Annotated in this window: 20 protein-coding genes; 19 read left to right on the plus strand and 1 reads right to left on the minus strand. The window is 69.8% G+C overall.

All coding sequences use genetic code 11. From position 1 onward, the window contains the following. The first annotated feature begins 2 nt into the window (after positions 1-2). From AB0D57_RS12295 to ftsH, 3 genes are all read left to right on the plus strand, one after another. Positions 3-2,444 carry a [protein-PII] uridylyltransferase gene (locus tag AB0D57_RS12295; RefSeq protein WP_362070721.1) on the plus strand — a complete coding sequence of 814 codons (2,442 nt, stop codon included), beginning with the start codon at positions 3-5 and terminating at the stop codon, positions 2,442-2,444. Positions 2,445-2,676: 232 nt separating this feature from the next. After that, positions 2,677-4,227 carry a signal recognition particle protein gene (gene ffh, locus AB0D57_RS12300; RefSeq protein ID WP_362070723.1) on the plus strand — a complete coding sequence of 517 codons (1,551 nt, stop codon included), beginning with the start codon at positions 2,677-2,679 and terminating at the stop codon, positions 4,225-4,227. Between the two features lie 123 nt (positions 4,228-4,350). Continuing rightward, the gene (ftsH, locus tag AB0D57_RS12305; protein WP_362070725.1) at positions 4,351-6,288 is read left to right on the plus strand and encodes an ATP-dependent zinc metalloprotease FtsH; all 1,938 of its coding nucleotides are present in this window, start codon (positions 4,351-4,353) and stop codon (positions 6,286-6,288) included. Positions 6,289-6,373: 85 nt separating this feature from the next. On the opposite strand, the gene AB0D57_RS12310 is transcribed toward ftsH, so the two are convergent. After that, positions 6,374-7,213 carry an SAM-dependent methyltransferase gene (locus AB0D57_RS12310; protein ID WP_362070727.1) on the minus strand — a complete coding sequence of 280 codons (840 nt, stop codon included), beginning with the start codon at positions 7,211-7,213 and terminating at the stop codon, positions 6,374-6,376. A gap of 199 nt (positions 7,214-7,412) precedes the next feature. Between AB0D57_RS12310 and proS the strand changes: the two genes are divergently transcribed. The 16 genes from proS to dprA all read left to right on the plus strand — a co-directional run bounded on the left by proS (position 7,413) and on the right by dprA (position 20,323). Then, positions 7,413-8,828: a proline--tRNA ligase gene (proS, locus tag AB0D57_RS12315; protein WP_362070729.1), complete on the plus strand. Its 1,416-nt coding sequence runs from the start codon at positions 7,413-7,415 to the stop codon at positions 8,826-8,828. 250 nt (positions 8,829-9,078) lie between these two features. Further along, positions 9,079-9,675 carry a hypothetical protein gene (locus AB0D57_RS12320; RefSeq protein WP_054235363.1) on the plus strand — a complete coding sequence of 199 codons (597 nt, stop codon included), beginning with the start codon at positions 9,079-9,081 and terminating at the stop codon, positions 9,673-9,675. 301 nt (positions 9,676-9,976) lie between these two features. Beyond that, positions 9,977-10,396 carry a 30S ribosomal protein S16 gene (gene rpsP / locus AB0D57_RS12325; protein WP_362070732.1) on the plus strand — a complete coding sequence of 140 codons (420 nt, stop codon included), beginning with the start codon at positions 9,977-9,979 and terminating at the stop codon, positions 10,394-10,396. Between the two features lie 2 nt (positions 10,397-10,398). Then, a complete protein-coding gene (locus AB0D57_RS12330; protein WP_005479813.1) occupies positions 10,399-10,638 on the plus strand; it encodes an RNA-binding protein in 240 nt (79 codons plus the stop codon). Between the two features lie 84 nt (positions 10,639-10,722). Further along, positions 10,723-11,265, plus strand: coding sequence for a ribosome maturation factor RimM (gene rimM, locus AB0D57_RS12335; RefSeq protein ID WP_362070734.1), 543 nt, complete (start codon positions 10,723-10,725; stop codon positions 11,263-11,265). Then, on the plus strand, positions 11,265-12,098 hold the full coding sequence (gene trmD, locus AB0D57_RS12340; RefSeq protein WP_362070736.1) for a tRNA (guanosine(37)-N1)-methyltransferase TrmD: 834 nt from the start codon (positions 11,265-11,267) through the stop codon (positions 12,096-12,098). The genes rimM and trmD overlap by 1 nt, the downstream gene beginning before the upstream one ends. Before the next feature lie 132 nt (positions 12,099-12,230). Next, positions 12,231-12,581: a 50S ribosomal protein L19 gene (gene rplS, locus AB0D57_RS12345; RefSeq protein WP_054235359.1), complete on the plus strand. Its 351-nt coding sequence runs from the start codon at positions 12,231-12,233 to the stop codon at positions 12,579-12,581. A 45-nt stretch (positions 12,582-12,626) separates the two neighbouring features. Continuing rightward, positions 12,627-13,367 (plus strand): signal peptidase I, encoded by a 741-nt coding sequence (lepB, locus tag AB0D57_RS12350; protein ID WP_362070739.1) that lies wholly within the window; start codon positions 12,627-12,629, stop codon positions 13,365-13,367. Continuing rightward, a complete protein-coding gene (gene lepB / locus AB0D57_RS12355) occupies positions 13,360-14,439 on the plus strand; it encodes a signal peptidase I (protein ID WP_362070741.1) in 1,080 nt (359 codons plus the stop codon). Before lepB (AB0D57_RS12350) ends, lepB (AB0D57_RS12355) begins: the two co-directional genes overlap by 8 nt. Beyond that, a complete protein-coding gene (gene lepB / locus AB0D57_RS12360; protein WP_362070743.1) occupies positions 14,327-15,268 on the plus strand; it encodes a signal peptidase I in 942 nt (313 codons plus the stop codon). Before lepB (AB0D57_RS12355) ends, lepB (AB0D57_RS12360) begins: the two co-directional genes overlap by 113 nt. 81 nt (positions 15,269-15,349) lie before the next feature. Then, positions 15,350-16,096, plus strand: a complete 747-nt coding sequence (lepB, locus tag AB0D57_RS12365; RefSeq protein WP_362070745.1) for a signal peptidase I — start codon at positions 15,350-15,352, stop codon at positions 16,094-16,096. 46 nt (positions 16,097-16,142) lie between these two features. Further along, complete coding sequence (locus AB0D57_RS12370; RefSeq protein ID WP_362070747.1) at positions 16,143-16,697, plus strand: NUDIX hydrolase; 555 nt, start codon at positions 16,143-16,145, stop codon at positions 16,695-16,697. A gap of 55 nt (positions 16,698-16,752) precedes the next feature. Further along, positions 16,753-17,061 (plus strand): DUF2469 domain-containing protein, encoded by a 309-nt coding sequence (locus AB0D57_RS12375; RefSeq protein ID WP_003965949.1) that lies wholly within the window; start codon positions 16,753-16,755, stop codon positions 17,059-17,061. Positions 17,062-17,178: 117 nt separating this feature from the next. Further along, on the plus strand, positions 17,179-17,553 hold the full coding sequence (locus AB0D57_RS12380) for a YraN family protein (RefSeq protein WP_362070749.1): 375 nt from the start codon (positions 17,179-17,181) through the stop codon (positions 17,551-17,553). Beyond that, on the plus strand, positions 17,553-19,178 hold the full coding sequence (locus AB0D57_RS12385; RefSeq protein ID WP_362070751.1) for a YifB family Mg chelatase-like AAA ATPase: 1,626 nt from the start codon (positions 17,553-17,555) through the stop codon (positions 19,176-19,178). Before AB0D57_RS12380 ends, AB0D57_RS12385 begins: the two co-directional genes overlap by 1 nt. Then, positions 19,175-20,323 carry a DNA-processing protein DprA gene (dprA, locus tag AB0D57_RS12390; protein ID WP_362070753.1) on the plus strand — a complete coding sequence of 383 codons (1,149 nt, stop codon included), beginning with the start codon at positions 19,175-19,177 and terminating at the stop codon, positions 20,321-20,323. Before AB0D57_RS12385 ends, dprA begins: the two co-directional genes overlap by 4 nt. Positions 20,324-20,538 lie beyond the last annotated feature (215 nt).

A 20,538-nucleotide genomic window follows, 5' to 3' on the forward strand; every position in this document is an offset into this window, starting at 1 on the left:
GGGTGACGAGTACGGAGATGCGTACGGAAGCAGAGGACTCGGGACCCAGCGGCTACGCGGCGGCCCGGCTGCGCCTCCTCCAGAAGGAGGCGCAGTCCGGGCCGCCGCGCCGTGCTGCCCTCGCCGAACTGACGGACGACTGGCTGACCGGCCTCTTCACCGCCGGCTCGGACGGTCTGCGCGGAGCGTCACTCGTCGCCGTCGGCGGCTACGGCCGCGGTGAACTCTCCCCACGCAGCGATCTGGACCTGCTGCTCCTGCACGACGGCAGCGACTCCGGCGCGGTAGCCGCCCTCGCCGACCGCATCTGGTACCCCGTCTGGGACCTCGGCCTCGCCCTCGACCACTCCGTCCGTACGCCGGCCGAGGCCCGCAAGACCGCGGGCGAGGACCTCAAGGTGCAGTTGGGGCTGCTGGACGCCCGCCATATCGCGGGCGACCTCGGTCTCACCGCCGGATTGCGCACAGCCGTCCTGGCCGACTGGCGCAACCAGGCGCCGAAACGTCTCCCCGAACTCCAGGAACTGTGCGCCGAGCGGGCCGAGCGGCAGGGCGAGCTGCAGTACCTGCTGGAACCGGACCTGAAGGAGGCCCGCGGCGGCCTCCGCGACGCCACCGCCCTGCGCGCCGTCGCCGCCTCCTGGCTCGCGGACGCGCCCCGCGAAGGCCTCTCCGACGCACGCCGCAGACTCCTCGACGTCCGCGACGCGCTGCATCTGACCACCGGACGCGCCACCGACCGCCTCGCCCTCCAGGAACAGGACCAGGTCGCCGCGGAACTCGGCCTGCTGGACGCCGACACGCTGCTGCGCCAGGTCTACGAGGCCTCCCGCGTCGTCTCGTACGCCAGTGACGTCACCTGGCGCGAGGTGGCGCGCGTGCTGCGCTCGCGCGCCGTGCGTCCGCGTCTGCGGGCCATGCTGGGCGGCGCCAAGCCCGCCGCGGAGCGCTCACCGCTCGCCGAGGGTGTGGTCGAGATGGATGGCGAGGTGGTGCTCGCGCGCGCCGCGCGCCCCGAGCGCGACCCGGTGCTCCCCTTGCGCGCGGCGGCCGCCGCCGCAGAGGCCGGGCTCCCGCTGTCCTTGCACGCCGTACGGCGCATGGCCGCCGTCGCGCGCCCCCTCCCCACGCCCTGGCCCGCCGAGGCCCGGGAGCAGCTCGTCACCCTGCTGGGCTCGGGCCGCCCGACCATCGAGGTCTGGGAGGCGCTGGAGGCCGAGGGCCTGATCACCCGGCTCCTGCCCGACTGGGAGCGGGTGCGCTGCCGGCCGCAGCGCAACGCCGTGCACATCTGGACCGTCGACCGGCACCTCATCGAGACGGCCGTCCGCGCCTCCGAACTGACCCGCCGGGTGGGCCGCCCCGACCTCCTCCTCGTCGCCTCCCTGCTGCACGACATCGGCAAGGGCTGGCCCGGCGACCACTCCGTCGCGGGCGAGATCATCGCCAGGGACGTGGCCGCCCGGATCGGCTTCGACCGCACCGACGTGGCCGTCCTCGCCACCCTCGTACGCCACCATCTGCTGCTCATCGACACCGCCACCCGGCGCGACCTGGAGGACCCGGCCACGGTTCGCTCGGTCGCCGAGGCGGTCGGCTCGCAGAGCACCCTCGAACTGCTGCACGCGCTCACCGAGGCGGACGCGCTGGCCACCGGGCCCGCCGCCTGGTCCTCCTGGCGCGGCTCCCTGGTCGCCGACCTGGTCAAGCGGGTCGCGGCCGTGCTCGCCGGGGACGACCCCGAGGAGCCGGAGGCCGCGGCCCCCACGGCCGAACAGGAGCGGCTCGCGATCGAGGCGTTCCGCACGGGCGGGCCGGTGCTCGCGCTGCGCGCGCAGACCGAACCGCCGACCGAGGAGAGCTCCGGCGATCCGGAGCCGCTGGGCGTGGAACTGCTCATCGCCGTGCCGGACCAGCCCGGGGTGCTTCCCGCGGTGGCGGGCGTCCTCGCCATGCACCGGCTGACCGTGCGCACGGCCGAGCTGCGCGCCCTCGACCTGCCCGACGGCGTCGAGGGCGCGGTGCTGATGCTCAACTGGCGGGTCGCCGCCGAGTACGGCTCCCTGCCGCAGGCGGCCCGGCTGCGCGCCGATCTCGTACGCGCCCTGGACGGCTCGCTCGACATCGCGGGCCGTCTCGCCGAGCGGGACGCCGCCTATCCCCGGCGCCGGGGCACGATCGCGCCGCCGGCCCGTGTGACGGTCGCCCCGGCGGCATCACGTCACGCCACGGTCATCGAGGTCCGCGCTCATGACGCTCCCGGGCTGCTGCACCGCATCGGGCGGGCTTTCGAGCAGGCGAACGTACGGGTGCGGAGCATGCATGTGTCGACGCTGGGCGCCAATGCGGTCGACGCCTTTTACGTCACGTCTCCGAAGGGCCAGCCCTTGCCAGGCCCGGAGGCAGCTGGGCTGGCACGTTCGCTCGAGGAATGCCTGCGTTGAGTGTGTGACCCCAGGGCATGGTGAGCCGTTGGATCCTGTGTCTCCCCGCCTCTGCGGGGATGGTCCACCGCATAGCACGTGCTGAAGGCGGACAATTACTGCTCCCCACGCGCGTGGGGATTCCGGCCCCTGCCCCGCAGTTCTGTCGGGCAGGGGCCGACTTGTTGCCATGGCCGGATACCCTGGGGAGCGACATCAGACTGCCCCCAACCTTTGAGGACCGACGAGCGCCGTGTTCGATACCCTCTCCGACCGCCTCAGCGCGACTTTCAAGAATCTCCGCGGTAAAGGCCGGCTCTCCGAGGCGGACATCGACACCACCGCACGCGAGATCCGTATCGCGCTTCTCGAAGCCGACGTGGCCCTGCCGGTCGTGCGCACCTTCATCAAGAACGTCAAGGAGCGTGCCCTCGGCGTCGAGGTCTCCAAGGCGCTGAATCCTGCCCAGCAGATCGTCAAGATCGTCAACGATGAGTTGGTCACGATTCTGGGTGGCGAGACCCGCCGCCTGCGGTTCGCCAAGAACCCGCCCACCGTGATCATGCTCGCGGGTCTGCAGGGTGCCGGTAAGACCACTCTCGCCGGAAAGCTCGGCAAGTGGCTCAAGGACCAGGGCCACTCCCCGCTCCTGGTGGCCGCCGACCTCCAGCGCCCGAACGCCGTGAACCAGCTCAGCGTCGTCGCCGAGCGCGCGGGCGTCGCCGTCTACGCGCCCGAGCCGGGCAACGGCGTCGGTGACCCGGTCAAGGTCGCCAAGGACTCCATGGAGTTCGCGAAGACGAAGGTCCACGACATCGTCATCGTGGACACCGCGGGCCGTCTCGGCATCGACCAGGAGCTGATGCAGCAGGCCGCGGACATCCGCGACGCGGTCAGCCCCGACGAGATCCTCTTCGTCGTCGACGCGATGATCGGTCAGGACGCGGTCAACACCGCCGAGGCCTTCCGTGACGGCGTCGGCTTCGACGGCGTCGTCCTGTCGAAGCTCGACGGCGACGCGCGCGGTGGTGCCGCGCTCTCCATCGCCTCGGTCACCGGCAAGCCGATCATGTTCGCGTCGAACGGCGAGAAGCTCGACGACTTCGACGCCTTCCACCCGGACCGGATGGCCTCCCGCATCCTCGACATGGGTGACCTGCTCACCCTGATCGAGCAGGCGGAGAAGACGTTCAGCCAAGAAGAGGCCGAGAAGATGGCCTCCAAGCTGGCGTCCAAGAAGGGCCAGGACTTCACCCTGGACGACTTCCTGGCCCAGATGGAGCAGGTCCGGAAGATGGGCAGCATCAGCAAGCTGCTCGGCATGCTCCCCGGCATGGGTCAGATCAAGGACCAGATCAACAACCTCGACGAGCGCGACGTCGACCGCACCGCCGCCATCATCAAGTCGATGACCCCGGGCGAGCGCCAGGAGCCGACGATCATCAACGGCTCGCGCCGTGCCCGTATCGCCAAGGGCTCCGGCGTCGATGTGAGTGCGGTCAAGGGCCTGGTCGAGCGCTTCTTCGAGGCCCGCAAGATGATGTCCCGCATGGCCCAGGGCGGCGGCATGCCGGGGATGCCCGGGATGCCGGGCATGGGCGGCGGCCCCGGCCGCGCCAAGAAGAAGCAGAAGCAGGCCAAGGGCAAGCAGCGCTCCGGCAACCCGATGAAGCGCAAGCAGCAGGAGGACGAGGCCGCCGCGCGCCGCGAGGCCGGGGCCCAGGGCGGCAACGCCTTTGGTCTGCCGCAGCAGGGCGGCCAGGACTTCGAGCTGCCGGACGAGTTCAAGAAGTTCATGGGCTGACGGTGTTTTTGTCGGTACGCGCCTGGGGGCGCCCCTCGTCGGAGGGGCGCCCCCAGGCGCGTCACCGTGCCGTGCCCGCCGTCCGAGGGTGCCGGTGTCCGCTGTATGTCGTAACGTCCGAATATGAGCAACCCCCGTGTGCCGCCGCGCAAGGCCCCTGACCAGCCGTGGCATACCGAGGGCACGCCGCCCGAGTCGCCCTCCGGCAGGTGGAAGATGCCGGGCGGCTGGATCGGGCTGGTCGTCGCCGCTCTTGTCGTGTTCCTGGCCGCCATCCTGGCGCTGTCCCTGTTCAACGAGGGCGACGAGCCGACGATCTCGTATACGGAGTTCAGCAAGCAGGTCGACGAGGGCAACGTCACCAAGATCTACTCCAAGGGCGACGCGATCCAGGGCCAGCTCAAGAACGCCCAGGACAACCCGGAGGGCGACGGGAAGTACACCAAGTTCAAGACCCAGCGCCCGTCCTTCGCGGACGACCAGCTCTGGCGGAACCTGGAGCAGCGCAACGTCACGGTGACCGCCTCGCCGGTGGTGCAGCAGCGCAGTTTCCTGTCCAACCTGCTGCTTTCCCTGGCCCCGATGGTGCTCCTGGTGGCGCTGTGGATCTTCTTCGCCCGGCGGATGCGGACGGGCGGCGGCCTGGGTGGCGCGGGCGGCATGCTCGGCCGCAAGGCACCCCCGAAGCCGATCGAACTGGAGCCCGGTGCCCCCCGCACGACCTTCGCGGACGTGGCCGGAATCGACGAGGTCGCGGGCGAACTGAACGACGTCGTGGACTTCCTCAAGAATCCCGACGCCTACCGCAGGATGGGCGCGAAGATGCCGCGAGGCGTGCTCCTGGCGGGCCCGCCCGGCACGGGAAAGACCCTGCTCGCGCGGGCGGTCGCGGGAGAGGCGGGAGTCCCGTTCTTCTCTGCCTCGGCCTCGGAATTCATCGAGATGATCGTGGGCGTGGGCGCCTCGCGCGTGCGTGAACTGTTCGCCGAGGCCCGCAAAGTGGCCCCCTCCATCATCTTCATCGACGAGATCGACACCATCGGCCGGGCCCGCGGCGGCGGTTCCGCGATGGGCGGTCACGACGAGCGCGAGCAGACGCTGAACCAGATCCTCACCGAGATGGACGGCTTCTCGGGCTCCGAGGGCGTCATCGTCATCGCGGCGACGAACCGCGCGGACATCCTGGACCCGGCGCTGACCCGCCCCGGCCGCTTCGACCGGACCGTCCAGGTCTCACCCCCCGACCGCGGCGGCCGCGAGGCGATCCTGGAGATCCACACCCGCGAAATCCCGCTCGCCCCCGACGTGAACCTCGGGCAGGTGGCCCGTACGACGCCGGGTATGACCGGCGCGGACCTGGCCAACCTCGCCAACGAGGCGGCCCTGCTCGCGGTCAAGCGCCAGCAGGAGCAGGTGACACAGACGGACCTCTCCGAGGCGCTGGAAAAGGTGCAGCTGGGCGCCGAACGGTCGCTGGTGATGCCCGAGGAGGAGCGCCACCGCACGGCCCACCACGAGAGCGGCCACGCCCTCCTCGGCATGCTGCAGCCGGGCGCCGACCCGGTCCGCAAGATCACCATCGTCCCGCGCGGCCGCGCCCTGGGCGTCACACTCTCCACCCCGGACGCCGACAGGTACTCGTACACGGAGGAGTACCTGCGCGGCCGCATCATCGGCGCGCTGGGCGGCATGGCCGCCGAACACGTCGTCTACGGAGTCATCACCACGGGCTCCGAGAACGACCTCGAACAGGTCACCAACATCGTCCGCGGCATGGTCGCCCGCTGGGGCATGAGCGAACGTATCGGCCGCCTCTCCGCCCTCCCGAACGACCCCCAGCAGGCCTACGGCCTCGCCGCCGCCCCGGCCACCCTCGACTCGATCGACCACGAGATGCGCCGCATCGTCGACGAGTGCTACGAGGAGGCCTGCGAGAAACTCCGTGACCACCGCGCCCAATTGGACGCGCTGGCGGAGGCGTTGCTGGCGAACGAGACGCTGGAGGAGGCGGAGGCGTACCGCATCGCGGGGATCCCGCGATTGAAGAAGGAGACCTCTTAGGACCTGTCCGGCGTTCGAGGACGAGCCCTTCGGGCGATCGGGGGATGGGAGAGGTAGGGGCGGCGAGGGCGAGGAACCCCGGACCTCACCGCGTACGCGCGATCAGGTACCGAAAGACGTTGGGCATCCACACCGTCCCGTCCCGCCGACGATGAGGCTGAAGCGCCTCCGTGAGTTCCTTGCCGACCTGAACCAGGTCCGTAGCACCAAGGGCCACATCGAACAGCCCGGTCGACAACAACCCCCGTACCGCACTCTCCACGTCCGCGTACCCGAAGGGACACGCGACCCGCCCCGATCCGTCCGGCCGGAACCCGGCCCGCTGGGCGACCTCCTCCAGGTCGTCGCGACGATCGGCCCGCACCGTGTCGGCCGGCCCGGCGACCTCCCGCAGCACCGCGGACGTGGCGCAACGCTCCGGCGGCCCCCACCCGACAAGCACCACGGGCGCCCCCCGCTCGGCGAGCGGAGCAGCCTCCCGCACAAGCTCGACGAGCCCTTCGGAGTCCCCGGCCGCACCCCCGAGCGGCTCGAACGCGGTCACCAGCGTGTACGCGGGCGTGTTCGCGTCGACGAGGTCCGAAGGGGACCCCGCCACGATCCGGGCGTCGGCACGCGCGTGCGTGCCCCACGCCTCCGGCAGCAGCCGCTCCCGGGCGAGCGCCAGCCGCTCGGGCGAGTCGGCGTCGACACCGGTCACCGCGGCACCCCTGGAGGCCGCCAGCAAAAGGGCCAGCCCCGATCCGCAGCCGAGGCCGAGGAGCCGCGTCCCGCCGCCCACTTCGAGTCGCTCGTGGACGGCCTCGTAGAGCGGCACCAGCATCCGCTCCTGGATCTCGGCCCAGTCACGCGCGCGTGCACGCAAATACACGCGGGGTGTCGCTCCCGCGTGAGGTAGGTGCTGCCGCACGAGCGTAGGTGTCATCGAAAGCGCCCCAATCCGCCGAGAGTTTGCCTCTGTGCCCCGTTCCCCAGCCCCCGTGCAGTGCGCGCGCACTCCCCCCGTATGTCAGGAAACTCCGCGCTCGTCCCCGCGTCCAGGGGTTGTGGCACCCGGCTTGTGCGCTGCCTGCGCGTGGCGCAAGAATTCACATCCCGGCAACGTGTGCCCGTACCATCGCGCCATGGCAAAGGCACCTGTTCTCACGCCCCAGGCGGCCGACTTCCCGCGCTGGTACCAGGACCTGATCAACAAGGCCGAGCTGGCCGACAACGGGCCGGTGCGCGGCACCATGGTCATCCGACCGTACGGGTACGGGCTGTGGGAGCGGATGCAGCAGGAGATGGACGCCCGCATCAAGGAAGCGGGCGCCCAGAACGCGTACTTCCCGCTCTTCATCCCGCAGTCGTATCTGACGAGGGAGGCCGAGCACGTCGAGGGCTTCGCCCCGGAGCTCGCGGTCGTCACGCACGGCGGCGGCAAGGAGCTGGAGGAGCCGGTCGTCGTCCGCCCCACCTCCGAGACGATCATCAACGACTACTTCTCCAAGTGGGTCCAGAGCTACCGCGACCTCCCGCTGCTCATCAACCAGTGGGCGAACGTCGTTCGTTGGGAGATGCGCCCGCGCGTGTTCCTCCGCACGACGGAATTCCTCTGGCAGGAGGGCCACACCGCGCACGCCACGTACGAGGACGCACGGGACTACGCCGCGTACATCCACAAGGAGGTGTACGAGGACTTCATGGTGAACGTCCTCGGCATCGACGTGGTGCTCGGCCGCAAGACCCCGAGCGAGCGGTTCGCCGGCGCCATCAACACCCTCACGCTCGAAGCCATGATGGGCGACGGGAAGGCGCTCCAGATGGGCACCAGCCACGAGCTGGGCCAGAACTTCGCCAAGGCATTCCACACCCAGTACCTGTCCAAGGACGGCAAGCAGGAGCTCGTCTGGCAGACCTCCTGGGGGTCGTCGACCCGCATGGTGGGTGGCCTGATCATGTCGCACGGCGATGACAATGGGTTGCGGGTGCCGCCCCGGCTGGCCTCCGTGCAGGCCGTCGTCCTCGCGATCAAGGGCGACGAAGCGGTTCTGGCCAAGGTCCACGAAATCGGCGATCGGCTGAGGGCTGCGGGCGTACGCGTTCAGGTGGACGACCGCACGGACACCCCGTTCGGGCGCCGCGCCGTCGACTGGGAGCTCAAGGGCGTGCCCGTACGCATCGAGGTCGGCCCCCGTGACCTGGAGAACGGCACCGCGATGCTGGCCCGCCGCATCCCCGGCGGCAAGGAGCCGGTCGCCCTCGACGCTCTGGTGGGACTGCTCCCCACGGTCCTCGAAGAGGACCAGGCGCTGCTTCTGCAGCAGTCCCGCGAACGCCGCCGGTCCCGCACGTCGGACGTGTCGACGATCGAGGAGGCCGTCGAGGCGGCCACCGCCGGCGGCTGGGCGCGCATCCCCTGGGCCGACCTTGGTGAAGAGGGTGAGGCCAAGCTCGCCGAGCACTCCGTGACCGTACGGTGTCTGGTCGCCGAGGACGGGTCGGTGCCCGGCGCCGACGACGCACCGGGTAACGTCGCCGTCGTGGCGCGCGCCTACTGAGTCGTCCCGAGGGTGACCGAAACGCCTCTTGCGTATCTGTTGAACACAGGTGCCCCGGCGCGCTGACCTTGTCTACGCGCCGGGGCGTACATGTGACTACGTACCGGCTTGCTATGAGCTGTGAGGCTTCTCCGCAGATCAGCGCACCCGCCCTCGTCAGGACGCATCAGTGGCAACTGACGGGTACGTGCAAATTATTTGGGATGCCCCGGAATAGGAACACAGAGGCACCTCGGCTCGTTGTCATTACGTGAGCACGACACCACCTGTTCTCGCCGCAGAGCTGGCAGGGGCGTGGGCCGATATTCAGCGGCACCACCCCGAGCTGCCCGATCTTGCCGCGCCAGAGTCCCTGATCGGAGAGTCGTCGTCCGCCTGCGGACACGAGCTCTCTTTCGAGCGACTGCTTCATGAAGCAGTCCACGGCATCGCCGCCGCCCGCGGAGTCCGCGACACCTCGCGCGCCGGCCGGTACCACAACCGTAGATTCCTCGCGATCGCCGAGGAGTTGGGCCTGGACCACCCGGAGGAGCCGCACCCCAGTAGTGGCTTCTCCCTGGTCACGCTCAACCCCGAGGCGAAGCGGCGCTACCGCCCGACGATCGAGCGGCTGCAGCGCGCCCTCAAGGCGCACACCGCCGCGACCGCCGCCGACACGGCCCGCTCCTTCCGGGGCCCGGCCGCCCGGCACGGCTCCTCCGGAGGAGGTGTTCGCGTCAAGGCGGTCTGCGACTGCGGCCGCAATGTGCGGGTCGTCCCGTCGGTGCTGGCGCAGGCGCCGATCGTGTGCGGGGGGTGCGGCAAGCCCTTCCGTATCCCGGAGGTGGTCGGGGCGGCGGCGAGCTGAGCGGACGGCTGCTCGTGGCAGCCGTACTCAGCCGCGACACCTTGCTTGCAGGTGCCGGACGGCCCCGGCGGCGCCCGGGGCCGACGCCGCCGGGTGCCGGTGAGGCATGAGGCATGGGCAGGTGCACCTCGCCGGGTGAAGGCGAGCTGTCAGGGTGTGGCACAATGGCTAGCTGTACTCGACAGCCGCATAGGACCCCTCTCTCCTCCGGCTGACGCGTCCATCGGGCACTCGGGTACCGCAACCCCACGCGGCCATCTCGCCGTGCCCAACCACGTCAAGACCAGGAGACACCACTCCCGTGGCAGTCAAGATCAAGCTGAAGCGTCTGGGCAAGATCCGTTCGCCTCACTACCGCATTGTCGTCGCCGACTCCCGTACCCGCCGTGATGGCCGGGCCATCGAGGAGATCGGCCTGTACCACCCGGTGCAGAACCCCTCGCGCATCGAGGTCGACACCGAGCGTGCGCAGTACTGGCTGGGTGTCGGCGCGCAGCCGACCGAGCCGGTTCTCGCCATCCTCAAGCTGACCGGCGACTGGCAGAAGTTCAAGGGTCTGCCCGCCCCGGCTCCGCTGCTCGTGGCCGAGCCGAAGGCGACGCGCCCGCTGTTCGACGCCCTCGGTGGCGACGACGAGGGCAAGGGTGAGGCCATCACCCAGAAGAAGAAGGCTGAGAAGAAGGACGAGGCCGCCGCCGAGTCCGCGTCGACCGAGGCCTGAGCATGCTCGAGGAGGCTCTCGAGCACCTCGTGAAGGGCATTGTCGACAACCCCGACGATGTGCAGGTCGCCTCGCGTGACCTGCGCCGTGGGCGCGTTCTCGAGGTCCGGGTCCACCCCGACGACCTCGGTAAGGTGATCGGCCGCAATGGCCGCACCGCGCGTGCTCTGCGTACCGTCGTGGGTGCCATCGGCGGCCGCGGTGTCCGCGTCGACCTCGTCGACGTGGACCACGTCCGCTGACGTAACAGGCAGCACCGGCTCGGGCCGGGGAGGGCTCATGAGCCCACCCCGGCCCGTAGTCGTATCGACAGGAGATCAAGCACAGTGCAGCTGGTAGTCGCTCGCGTCGGCCGCGCCCACGGCATCAAGGGCGAGGTCACCGTGGAGGTACGTACGGACGAGCCGGAACTCAGGCTCGGGCCCGGCGCCGTCCTGCTCACCGACCCGGCCTCCGCCGGACCACTGACCATCGAGACGGGCCGCGTCCACAGTGGCCGTCTTCTGCTGCGCTTCGAAGGCGTACGTGACCGGAACGCCGCCGAGGCGCTGCGCAACACCCTCCTGATCGCGGAGGTCGACCCGGACGAGCAGCCCGAGGACCCGGACGAGTACTACGACCACCAGTTGATGGACCTGGACGTGGTCACCAAGGACGGTGCGGAGGTCGGACGGATCACGGAGATCTCGCACCTGCCCTCGCAGGACCTGTTCGTGGTCGAGCGGCCGGACGGGACCGAGGCCCTGATCCCGTTCGTCGAGGAGATCGTCATCGAGATCGACCTGGAGGAGCAGCGGGCCGTCATCGACCCGCCGCCGGGGCTGATCGATGATCAGGCCGAGATCGATTCCCCCCAGGGCGAGGCGTAATGCGGCTCGACGTCGTCACGATCTTCCCCGAGTATCTGGACCCCCTGAACGTCTCGCTCGTCGGCAAGGCACGCGCGCGTGGACAGCTGAATGTGCACGTGCATGATCTTCGGGAGTGGACGTACGACCGCCACAACACGGTCGACGACACCCCGTACGGCGGCGGCCCGGGCATGGTCATGAAGACCGATCCCTGGGGCGACGCCCTGGACTCCGTACTGGCGGACGGCTACGAGACGGGCTCCCACGAGCCCGTCCTGGTCGTGCCCACACCCAGCGGACGCCCTTTCACCCAGGAACTCGCCGTCGAGCTCTCCGAGCGGCCCTGGCTGATCTTCACGCCCGCCCGCTACGAAGGCATCGATCGTCGGGTCATCGACGAGTACGCCACCCGGATGCCCGTCCACGAGGTGTCCATCGGTGACTACGTCCTCGCCGGTGGCGAGGCGGCCGTCCTGGTCGTCACGGAGGCCGTGGCGCGGCTGCTGCCGGGCGTTCTCGGCAATGCCGAGTCCCACCGGGACGACTCCTTCGCCCCCGGGGCCATGGCCAACCTCCTGGAGGGGCCGGTGTACACCAAGCCCCCCGAGTGGCGCGGCCGGGAGATCCCGGAGGTGCTGCTCAGCGGCCACCACGGAAAGATCGCCCGCTGGCGCCGAGACGAGGCCCTGCGGCGTACGGCGGCCCATCGACCCGACCTCATCGAGCGCTGCGATCCGTCCGTCTTCGACAAGAAGGACCGCGAAATGCTCTCGATCCTGGGCTGGGCGCCGGACCCCGAAGGGGTGCCACACCGTCGATTTTGGCGCAGACCAGAGGCCGTGGAAGAATAGGCCGCTGTTGTACGTCGCCAGGCGTGCGCCCCTGCCACAGGGGGACACGACGCCCGCCCCGACGCGGCAGCATCCTCTTGGAAAACTATCTCCCGTTGATGACCTGTGGCATCAGCGAAGAAAGCAGAAGAAATGTCTCACCTGCTCGACTCCGTCGACAGCGCGTCGCTGCGCAGCGACATCCCGGCCTTCCGCCCGGGTGACACCGTCAACGTCCACGTCCGCGTCATCGAGGGCAACCGCTCCCGTGTGCAGCAGTTCAAGGGCGTAGTCATCCGCCGCCAGGGTGCCGGTGTCCGCGAGACCTTCACGGTCCGCAAGGTCTCCTTCTCCGTCGGCGTCGAGCGCACCTTCCCGGTGCACACCCCGATCGTTGAGAAGATCGAGCTCGTCACCCGCGGTGACGTGCGTCGCGCGAAGCTGTACTACCTGCGTGACCTGCGCGGCAAGGCCGCGAAGATCAAGGAGAAGCGCGACAACTGAGCTCGCGAAGGGGTTCATATGGACGCCGGATAACATCTGGCTTCGATGGACACCGAAGCACAGCACACGGAGCGCGACCGCTCCTCCTGCCCCACCGAGTCCGAGGAGATCTCGGACACAGAGGGTATGGAGGGCCGGTCGCGTTTCGCGTTGGTGGACCGGGCCGCGGACTGGCTCCCCGGTGGGCGGATCACCTTGACCGTGCTGGTCTGCCTGCTGTTTCTGGTGCTGTTCAGTAAGTTCGTGATGCAGCCGTTCCAGATTCCCAGCAGTTCCATGGAGCGCGGATTGAGGATCGGGGACCGCGTTCTCGTAAATAAGTTGGCGTACCGTTTCGGTGCTGCGCCGCAGCGGGGCGACGTCGTCGTGTTCGACGGCACCGGGTACTTCGGAAACGCCGACTACATCAAGCGCGTTGTCGGTGTGGGGGGAGACCATGTGGTCTGCTGCGACAAGGACGGGAGGCTCGAGGTGAACGGCCGGTCGGTCGACGAGTCGACGTTTCTGTATCCGGGGAACAGCCCGTCCGACGTGGCCTTCGACGTCGTAGTGCCCGACGGCAGCCTGTTCCTCCTCGGTGACCACCGCAGCGACTCGAGCGACTCCCGCGACCATCTGGGATCTCCCGGTGGCGGCATGATCCCCGTCGGTGACGTCATCGGCAGAGCCGACTGGATCTCCTGGCCGGTGGGCCACTGGACCCGGCTGGAGCGTCCCGACGGCTACGCGCGCGTGCCCGCCGCGGAGGCGAGCGACTCGAAAAAAGCGGACGGTGCCCATGGGTAACCGTGGCAGGCCGCGCGGGGTCTCCAGCCATGAGGCCGACAACCTGCTGCCCACCGGAACGCGCCGCGCCGCCGGCGGGGCGGCCCGGCCCGGCCGCGCCGAGCGCCGCAAGCTCCAGCGCAAGGTCAAGCGGCGCAGACAGCGCTCCGCGATTAAGGAGATACCCCTCCTCGCAGGCGTCGCGGTGCTCATAGCCCTGGTGCTCAAGACCTTTCTCGTGCAGGCCTTCGTGATCCCGTCGGGCTCCATGGAGAGCACGATCCAGATCGGCGACCGGGTGCTCGTCGACAAGTTCACGCCGTGGTTCGGTTCCAAGCCCCAGCGTGGCGACGTCGTCGTCTTCAAGGACCCGGGGAACTGGCTCGCGGGGGAGCAGACCACGAAGAAGGAAGACCCCGTCGTCATCAAGCAGGTCAAAGAGGGACTGACGGCCATCGGTCTGCTGCCCTCGGACAACGACAAGGACCTGATCAAGCGGGTCGTCGCGGTCGGCGGCGACACCGTCAAGTGCTGTGACACCCAGGGGCGCGTGACCGTCAACGGCATGCCGCTCGAGGAGCCGTACATCCGCAGCGGAAACAAGCCGTCGGACTTCGCCTTCGAGGTGACCGTGCCCGAGGGGCGCCTGTGGGTCATGGGCGACCACCGGGCCAACTCCGCGGACTCCCGCTACCACCGCACCGAGAAGTACAGCGGTACCGTTTCCGAGGACTCGGTCGTCGGCAGAGCCATGGTCATCGCCTGGCCCTTCGGGCACTGGACCCGTCTGAAGGAGCCGGACACATACGCGTCCGTGCCGAGCGGGTCGACCACCGCCCTCGGCCCGTCGCATAGGGTGGCCTCCGCGGATCTGAATGGATTGATCCCGCTCCCGAGCCCTGCGGAACTCCCGCTCGTTATGGGAGTGGTGGGCCTGCGCCGGATCCGGGGCAGGCGGCGGCACGGAGTAAGGAGTGGATGTGGGGGATTTGGCGGTCGGCGCACGATCCGGACACGATGGCCCCGAGGAGCCGGAGCGAACCGACGGATCGGCCGCCCCGGCCACGGAAGACGTCGTCGGCTCCGGGAGTGACTCCGGGAGCGGTGGCGGTACGCAGGGGCCGGGTGCGAAGGACCCGAAGTCCAAGAAGCCGCGCTCCTTCTGGAAGGAACTCCCGCTCCTCATCGGTATCGCGTTGGTTCTCGCGCTGCTGATCAAGACCTTCCTGGTCCAGGCGTTCTCCATCCCCTCGGACTCGATGCAGAACACCCTCCAGCAGGGCGACCGGGTCCTGGTCGACAAGCTCACCCCGTGGTTCGGCTCCGAGCCCGGCCGCGGCGAGGTGGTCGTCTTCCACGACCCCGACAGCTGGCTCGCGGGCGAGCCGACGCCCAATCCGAACGCTGTGCAGCAGATCCTCAGCAAGATCGGTCTGATGCCGTCCGCCGATGAGAAGGACCTCATCAAGCGGGTCATCGGCGTCGCGGGTGACACGATCGAGTGCAACAAAACGGGCCCGCTGAAGGTCAACGGCAAGGCGCTGAACGAGCCGTACGTATACGCCGGGAACACCCCGTGCAGCGTCGACGACCAGGGCGGCCAGTTCAAGGTGAAGGTACCCGAGGGCAAAATCTGGGTCATGGGTGACCACCGCCAGAACTCGCTGGACTCCCGCTACCACCAGCAGGACAAGAACGCGGGCTTCGTGCCCGTGGGCAACGTCGTGGGCCGTGCCATCGTGATCGCCTGGCCGCCCACCCGCTGGGCCACGCTGCCGATTCCCGACACCTTCGACCAGAACCTCAGCGCGGCCGCTCCGGGCGCCCTCGGTCTTGCGGGCGCGGTGCCGCTGGTGCTGTGGCGCAGGCGCCGCCTTACCGTCGGAAACTCGAGGGTTTCTGGGCGGGGTACCGCCGGGTAGGGTGCCGTCCCAGATCGCCGATCTTCCGCGGCCCGCACCTGAGCCGTGGGAATCGATTCTCCGAGTTGGGGGAGCACTGGGATGAGCAGAACATCAGGTCGTACGGACGAGGGCCACGGACGGCTCGGCAGCGTGCTGTCGGGGCTGATCGTGGCCCTCGGCTGTGTGCTCTTCCTCGGCGGCTTCGCCTGGGGCGCGATCGTCTATCAGCCCTACACGGTGCCGACCGAGTCGATGGCACCGACGATCAAGGCGGGCGACCGCATCCTGGCCGAGCGGATCGACGGCAGTGAGATCGAGCGTGGCGACGTCGTCGTCTTCAAGCAGGAGAGCTGGGGCGACACACTCATCGTCAAGCGGGTCGTCGCGGTCGGCGGCGACACGGTCGCCTGCTGCACGGACGACAAGCTGACCGTCAACGGCAAGAAGATCGACGAACCGTATCTTCCCGAGGGCCAGGCCGCCGAGTCGACCCAGATCCCGACCGTCGAGGTCCCCGAGGGACGGCTGTTCCTGCTCGGCGACGAGCGCAGCGGCTCGCTGGACTCCACCGCCCACCTCACGGAGGCCTTCAATGGCACGGTGCCGCGCAGCGCGGTGAAGGCCCGGGTCGATGCCGTGGCCTGGCCCATGGACGGCATGCTGCCGCGTCCCACGGGCTTCGAGACGCTCGGCGCGATCTCGTCGCCGGGGCCGCTGCGACTGGTTCTCGCCGCCGTGGTGGTCGGCGCGGTGCTCGTGCTGGGCGGAGCGGCGTACGGGCCGATCGCCCAGCGCATGGGCCGCCGGCGTGGCCGGACACGGACGGAGCCGGCTGGTGTCAGCTGAGACGGCTGGGGTGTCTGAGGCGCCGGGGGTGTCTGGGGCGCCTGGGGTGTCGCCAGGGGCGTCGGACGACGGTACGGCCGGGGCGTCGGACGACGGCTCGGGCGAGGACTCGTACGGCGGCGGACCGCGGAAGGTGGCCCGGGTGGTGCTGCTCGACGCGCAGGAGCGCATTCTGCTGCTGCACGGGCATGAGCCGGACGATCCGGCGGATGACTGGTGGTTCACGCCCGGTGGCGGACTGGAGGGCGACGAAACCCGCGAGGAGGCCGCACTGCGGGAACTCGCGGAGGAGACCGGCATCACCCAGGTCGAGCTGGGTCCGGTCCTGTGGCGGCGGATGTGTTCCTTCCCGTTCGCGGGGCGGCGCTGGGACCAGGACGAGTGGTACTTCCTGGCCCGTACGACGCAGGCGGACATCGTTGCCGCCGGGCTGACGGAGCTGGAACGGCGCAGTCTCGCCGGAGCGCGCTGGTGGACGTGCCAGGAACTGACCGAGGCACATGAGACGGTGTATCCGACCAGGCTCGCCGAGCTGCTGCGCAGGCTGCTCGACGAGGGTCCCCCGGCCAGGCCCGAGGTCCTCGACACCGAAATCGTCTAGGGGCTCGCGGGGCTGGCGCACAATAGGGGGACGCACGGCTGAAGGGGAACATGCCATGAGCGCCGAGGACCTCGAGAAGTACGAGACCGAGATGGAGCTGAAGCTCTATCGGGAGTACCGCGATGTCGTCGGTCTGTTCAAATATGTGATCGAGACCGAACGGCGCTTCTACCTCACCAATGACTACGAGATGCAGGTGCACTCGGTCCAGGGTGAGGTGTTTTTCGAGGTGTCCATGGCGGACGCCTGGGTGTGGGACATGTACCGTCCTGCTCGCTTCGTGAAACAGGTGCGGGTGCTCACGTTCAAGGACGTGAACATTGAGGAGCTGAACAAGAGCGATCTGGAGTTGCCGGGCGGCTGATGACGTGCGAAGGCCACTCCTGCGGGTGGCGGAGTTGTCCACAGTCGGTTGCTTGTCCACCAAGATCCAATAGCAAGTCGAAGTGGCCGCAATGTTGGCGCCGGAGGTGGTGCCGACATGAACACACGCAACGCACAACGCAGTGCACTCGGCAAGTACGGCGAGGACCTGGCCGCGCGCCGGCTGGCCGAGACCGGGATGACGGTCCTGGCGCGGAACTGGCGCTGCGGCAGGACCGGTGAGATCGACATCGTGGCCCGCGACGGCGACGCGCTCGTCGTCTGCGAGGTCAAGACCCGCAGGGCGGGGCCCTTCGAACACCCGATGGCGGCCGTCACCCCCGCCAAAGCGCTGCGCCTGCGCGGTCTGGCGGAACGCTGGCTCCAGGAACACGGCGGAGCCCCACCCGGCGGCGTCCGCATCGATCTGATCGGAGTCGTCCTCCCCGAGCGTGGCGCACCCGTGCTCGAGCACGCGCGGGGAGTGGCCTGATGGGATTCGCGCGCACGTGTGCGGTGGCCCTCGTCGGCGTAGAGGGCGTGGTGGTCGAGGTCCAGGCGGATCTGGAGCCGGGCGTCGCGGCCTTCACTCTGGTCGGCCTCCCCGACAAGAGTCTGACGGAGAGCAAGGACCGGGTTCGGGCGGCGGTGGTGAATTCCGGCGCGTCGTGGCCCCAGAAGAAGCTCACGGTGGGGCTGAGCCCTGCCTCGGTGCCGAAGGGCGGCAGCGGCTTCGACCTTGCTGTGGCCTGTGCGGTGCTGGGTGCTTCGGAGCGGATCGATCCACGGGTGCTCTGCGACATCGTGATGATCGGGGAGCTGGGCCTGGACGGCCGGGTGCGGCCGGTGCGGGGCGTGCTGCCGGCGGTGCTGGCTGCGGCGGACGCGGGGTACGAGCAGGTGGTGGTGCCCGAGTGCGCGGCGGCCGAGGCCTCGCTGGTGCCGGGGATCTCGGTGCTCGGGGTGCGCAGTCTGCGCCAGCTGATCGCCGTCCTCACGGACGAGCCGGTGCCCGACGAGGATCCGGACGAGCAGGGTCGGCCGGATCCGTTGCTGGCGGGCCTGCGCATGCCGGGCACGGGCGCGGCCACGGGCATCCACAGCTTGGGCGCCGCCCAGCACGATCATGGCCAGGACCTCGCCGATGTCGTGGGCCAGCTCTCGGCACGGACCGCCGTTGAGGTGGCGGCGGCAGGCGGGCACCATCTCTTCCTGGAAGGCCCACCCGGAGCGGGCAAGACCATGCTCGCCGAGCGACTGCCGGCCATCCTGCCCCGGCTCGTCAGAAGCGAATCCCTCGAGGTCACGGCTGTCCACTCGATCGCGGGCCTGCTGCCACCGGGCAAGCCGCTGGTCGACATCGCTCCCTACTGCGCCCCGCACCACTCGGCGACCATGCAGGCGCTCGTCGGAGGGGGCCAGGGGGTCGCACGACCGGGCGCGGTGTCGCTGGCCCACCGGGGGGTGCTCTTTTTGGATGAGGCCCCGGAGTTCAGCAGCCAAGTCCTCGACGCGTTGCGTCAGCCTCTGGAGGCGGGGCATGTGGTGATCGCGCGAAGCGCGGGTGTGGTGCGGTTTCCGGCGCGGTTCCTGATGGTGCTGGCGGCGAATCCCTGCCCCTGCGGCCGTTTCTCGCAGGGGGACGTGCTGTGCGAGTGTCCGCCCTCCGCCATCCGCCGCTACCAGGCCAGGCTTTCCGGGCCGCTGCTCGACCGGGTCGATCTGCGGGTCGAGGTGGATCGGGTCACGCGCTCCGAGCTGACCCGGCGCGGCGCGCGGGGTGAATCCACCGAGACGGTCGCCGACCGGGTGCGGGCAGCCAGGGAGCGGGCCGCCGCGCGGCTGACGGGCACCCCTTGGCGGACGAACGGCGAAGTGCCGGGGCGGGAGCTGCGCAGCCGGTGGTACGCATGCCTGGGCGCGTTGGACGAGGCGGAGCGGAATCTGGAGCGAGGCGTTCTGACCGCCCGTGGACTCGACCGGGTCCTGCGCGTCGCCTGGACCGTCGCGGACCTGGTGGGACACGACCGGCCCGACGCGACGGACGTCGCCCTCGCCCTGCAACTGCGCACCGGGGTTCCACGCGGGGTGCCGATGGCGATCGGCGCGTTGTCGTGAGCCAGGACGACGAGCGGCTCCACCGGGCCATTCTCACGCGAGTCGTCGAACCGGGGGACGAGATCTGCGGGCGCTGGCTGCGTGAGGTCGGGGCCGAGGAGGTGGTCCGGCGGCTCGTCGGGTGTGGGGTGCGGCCACCAGGGATGACGGACAAGCGGTGGGCGGGGCTGCGGGCCCGGGCCGAGCGGGCCGACCCGGAGCGGGACCTCGCGGCGGCGCAGGACGCCGGAGCGCGATTCGTGTGCCCCGGCGACTCCGAGTGGCCTGCGCAACTGGACGATCTCGGGGACACCCGGCCCATCGGCCTCTGGGTCCGGGGGGTGCCCAACCTGCGGATGTGGGCACTGCGGTCGGTTGCGGTCGTCGGAGCGCGGGCCTGTACCGAGTACGGTGCCCATGTGGCGGCCACCCTCGGCGCCGGGCTCGCGGAGCGGGGCTGGGTGGTGGTGTCGGGCGGCGCCTACGGAGTGGACGGAGCCGTGCACCGAGGGGCCCTCGGGGCGGGTGGGGCTACTGTCGCCGTGCTGGCCTGCGGCGTCGACCGGCCCTATCCGCGCGGGCACACCGGGTTGATCAACAGAATCGCCGAACAGGGTCTGGTCGTAGGGGAGTTGCCGCCAGGTGACCATCCCACGCCGAGCAGATTCATCCTCAGGAACAGGGTCATCGCCGCGCTCACCCGGGGGACCGTGGTCGTCGAGGCCGCGTACCGCAGTGGGGCGCTGGTCACGGCGCGGGCGGCGCAGCGCCTCGGGCGGTTCACGATGGGAGTGCCGGGTCCGGTCACCAGTGGGCTGTCGGCCGGGGTGCACGAACTGTTGCGCGGGGAAGCGGTCCTGGTCAGCGACGCCGCGGAAGTCGCCGAACTGGTGGGTGGCATGGGTGAGCTGGCCCCGGACCGGCGCGGGCCCGTGCTGCCGCGTGACCTGCTGGATCCGGGCGCCGGACGCGTGCTGGCCGCGCTGCCGGCCCGCGGTCTGGCGGCGGTGGACGAGATCGCCCGCGGGGCGCGGACCACGACGGACGACGTCGTCGGGAGGCTGTACGAACTCCGCTCACTTGGCTTCGTCGAACGACACGGCGACGGCTGGAAGTTGACACGCCAGGCGATGATCTCGGTCCGGGACGATCGGCACGGGTGCTGACCGAGCGTGTTCGGCCGTCCGGGCGAACGCCGACAGCCTTGGCAATACGCGCAGTTGGCGACTCTCGGTGATTACGCAGGGCGACGAACGTGACCCGAGGGAGGCCCAGCGGAACGTATCTGCGCACGGCTGATCCTCCGCCCTTCGCGCACTGCGACACTTCAGTCACGCTACGCTCACGTGGATTCCGACGTAGAGAGGCAACTCGACATCAG

This window comes from Streptomyces sp. NPDC048275, from assembly GCF_040652275.1.
In the GTDB taxonomy this organism is placed as follows: Bacteria; Actinomycetota; Actinomycetes; order Streptomycetales; family Streptomycetaceae; genus Streptomyces.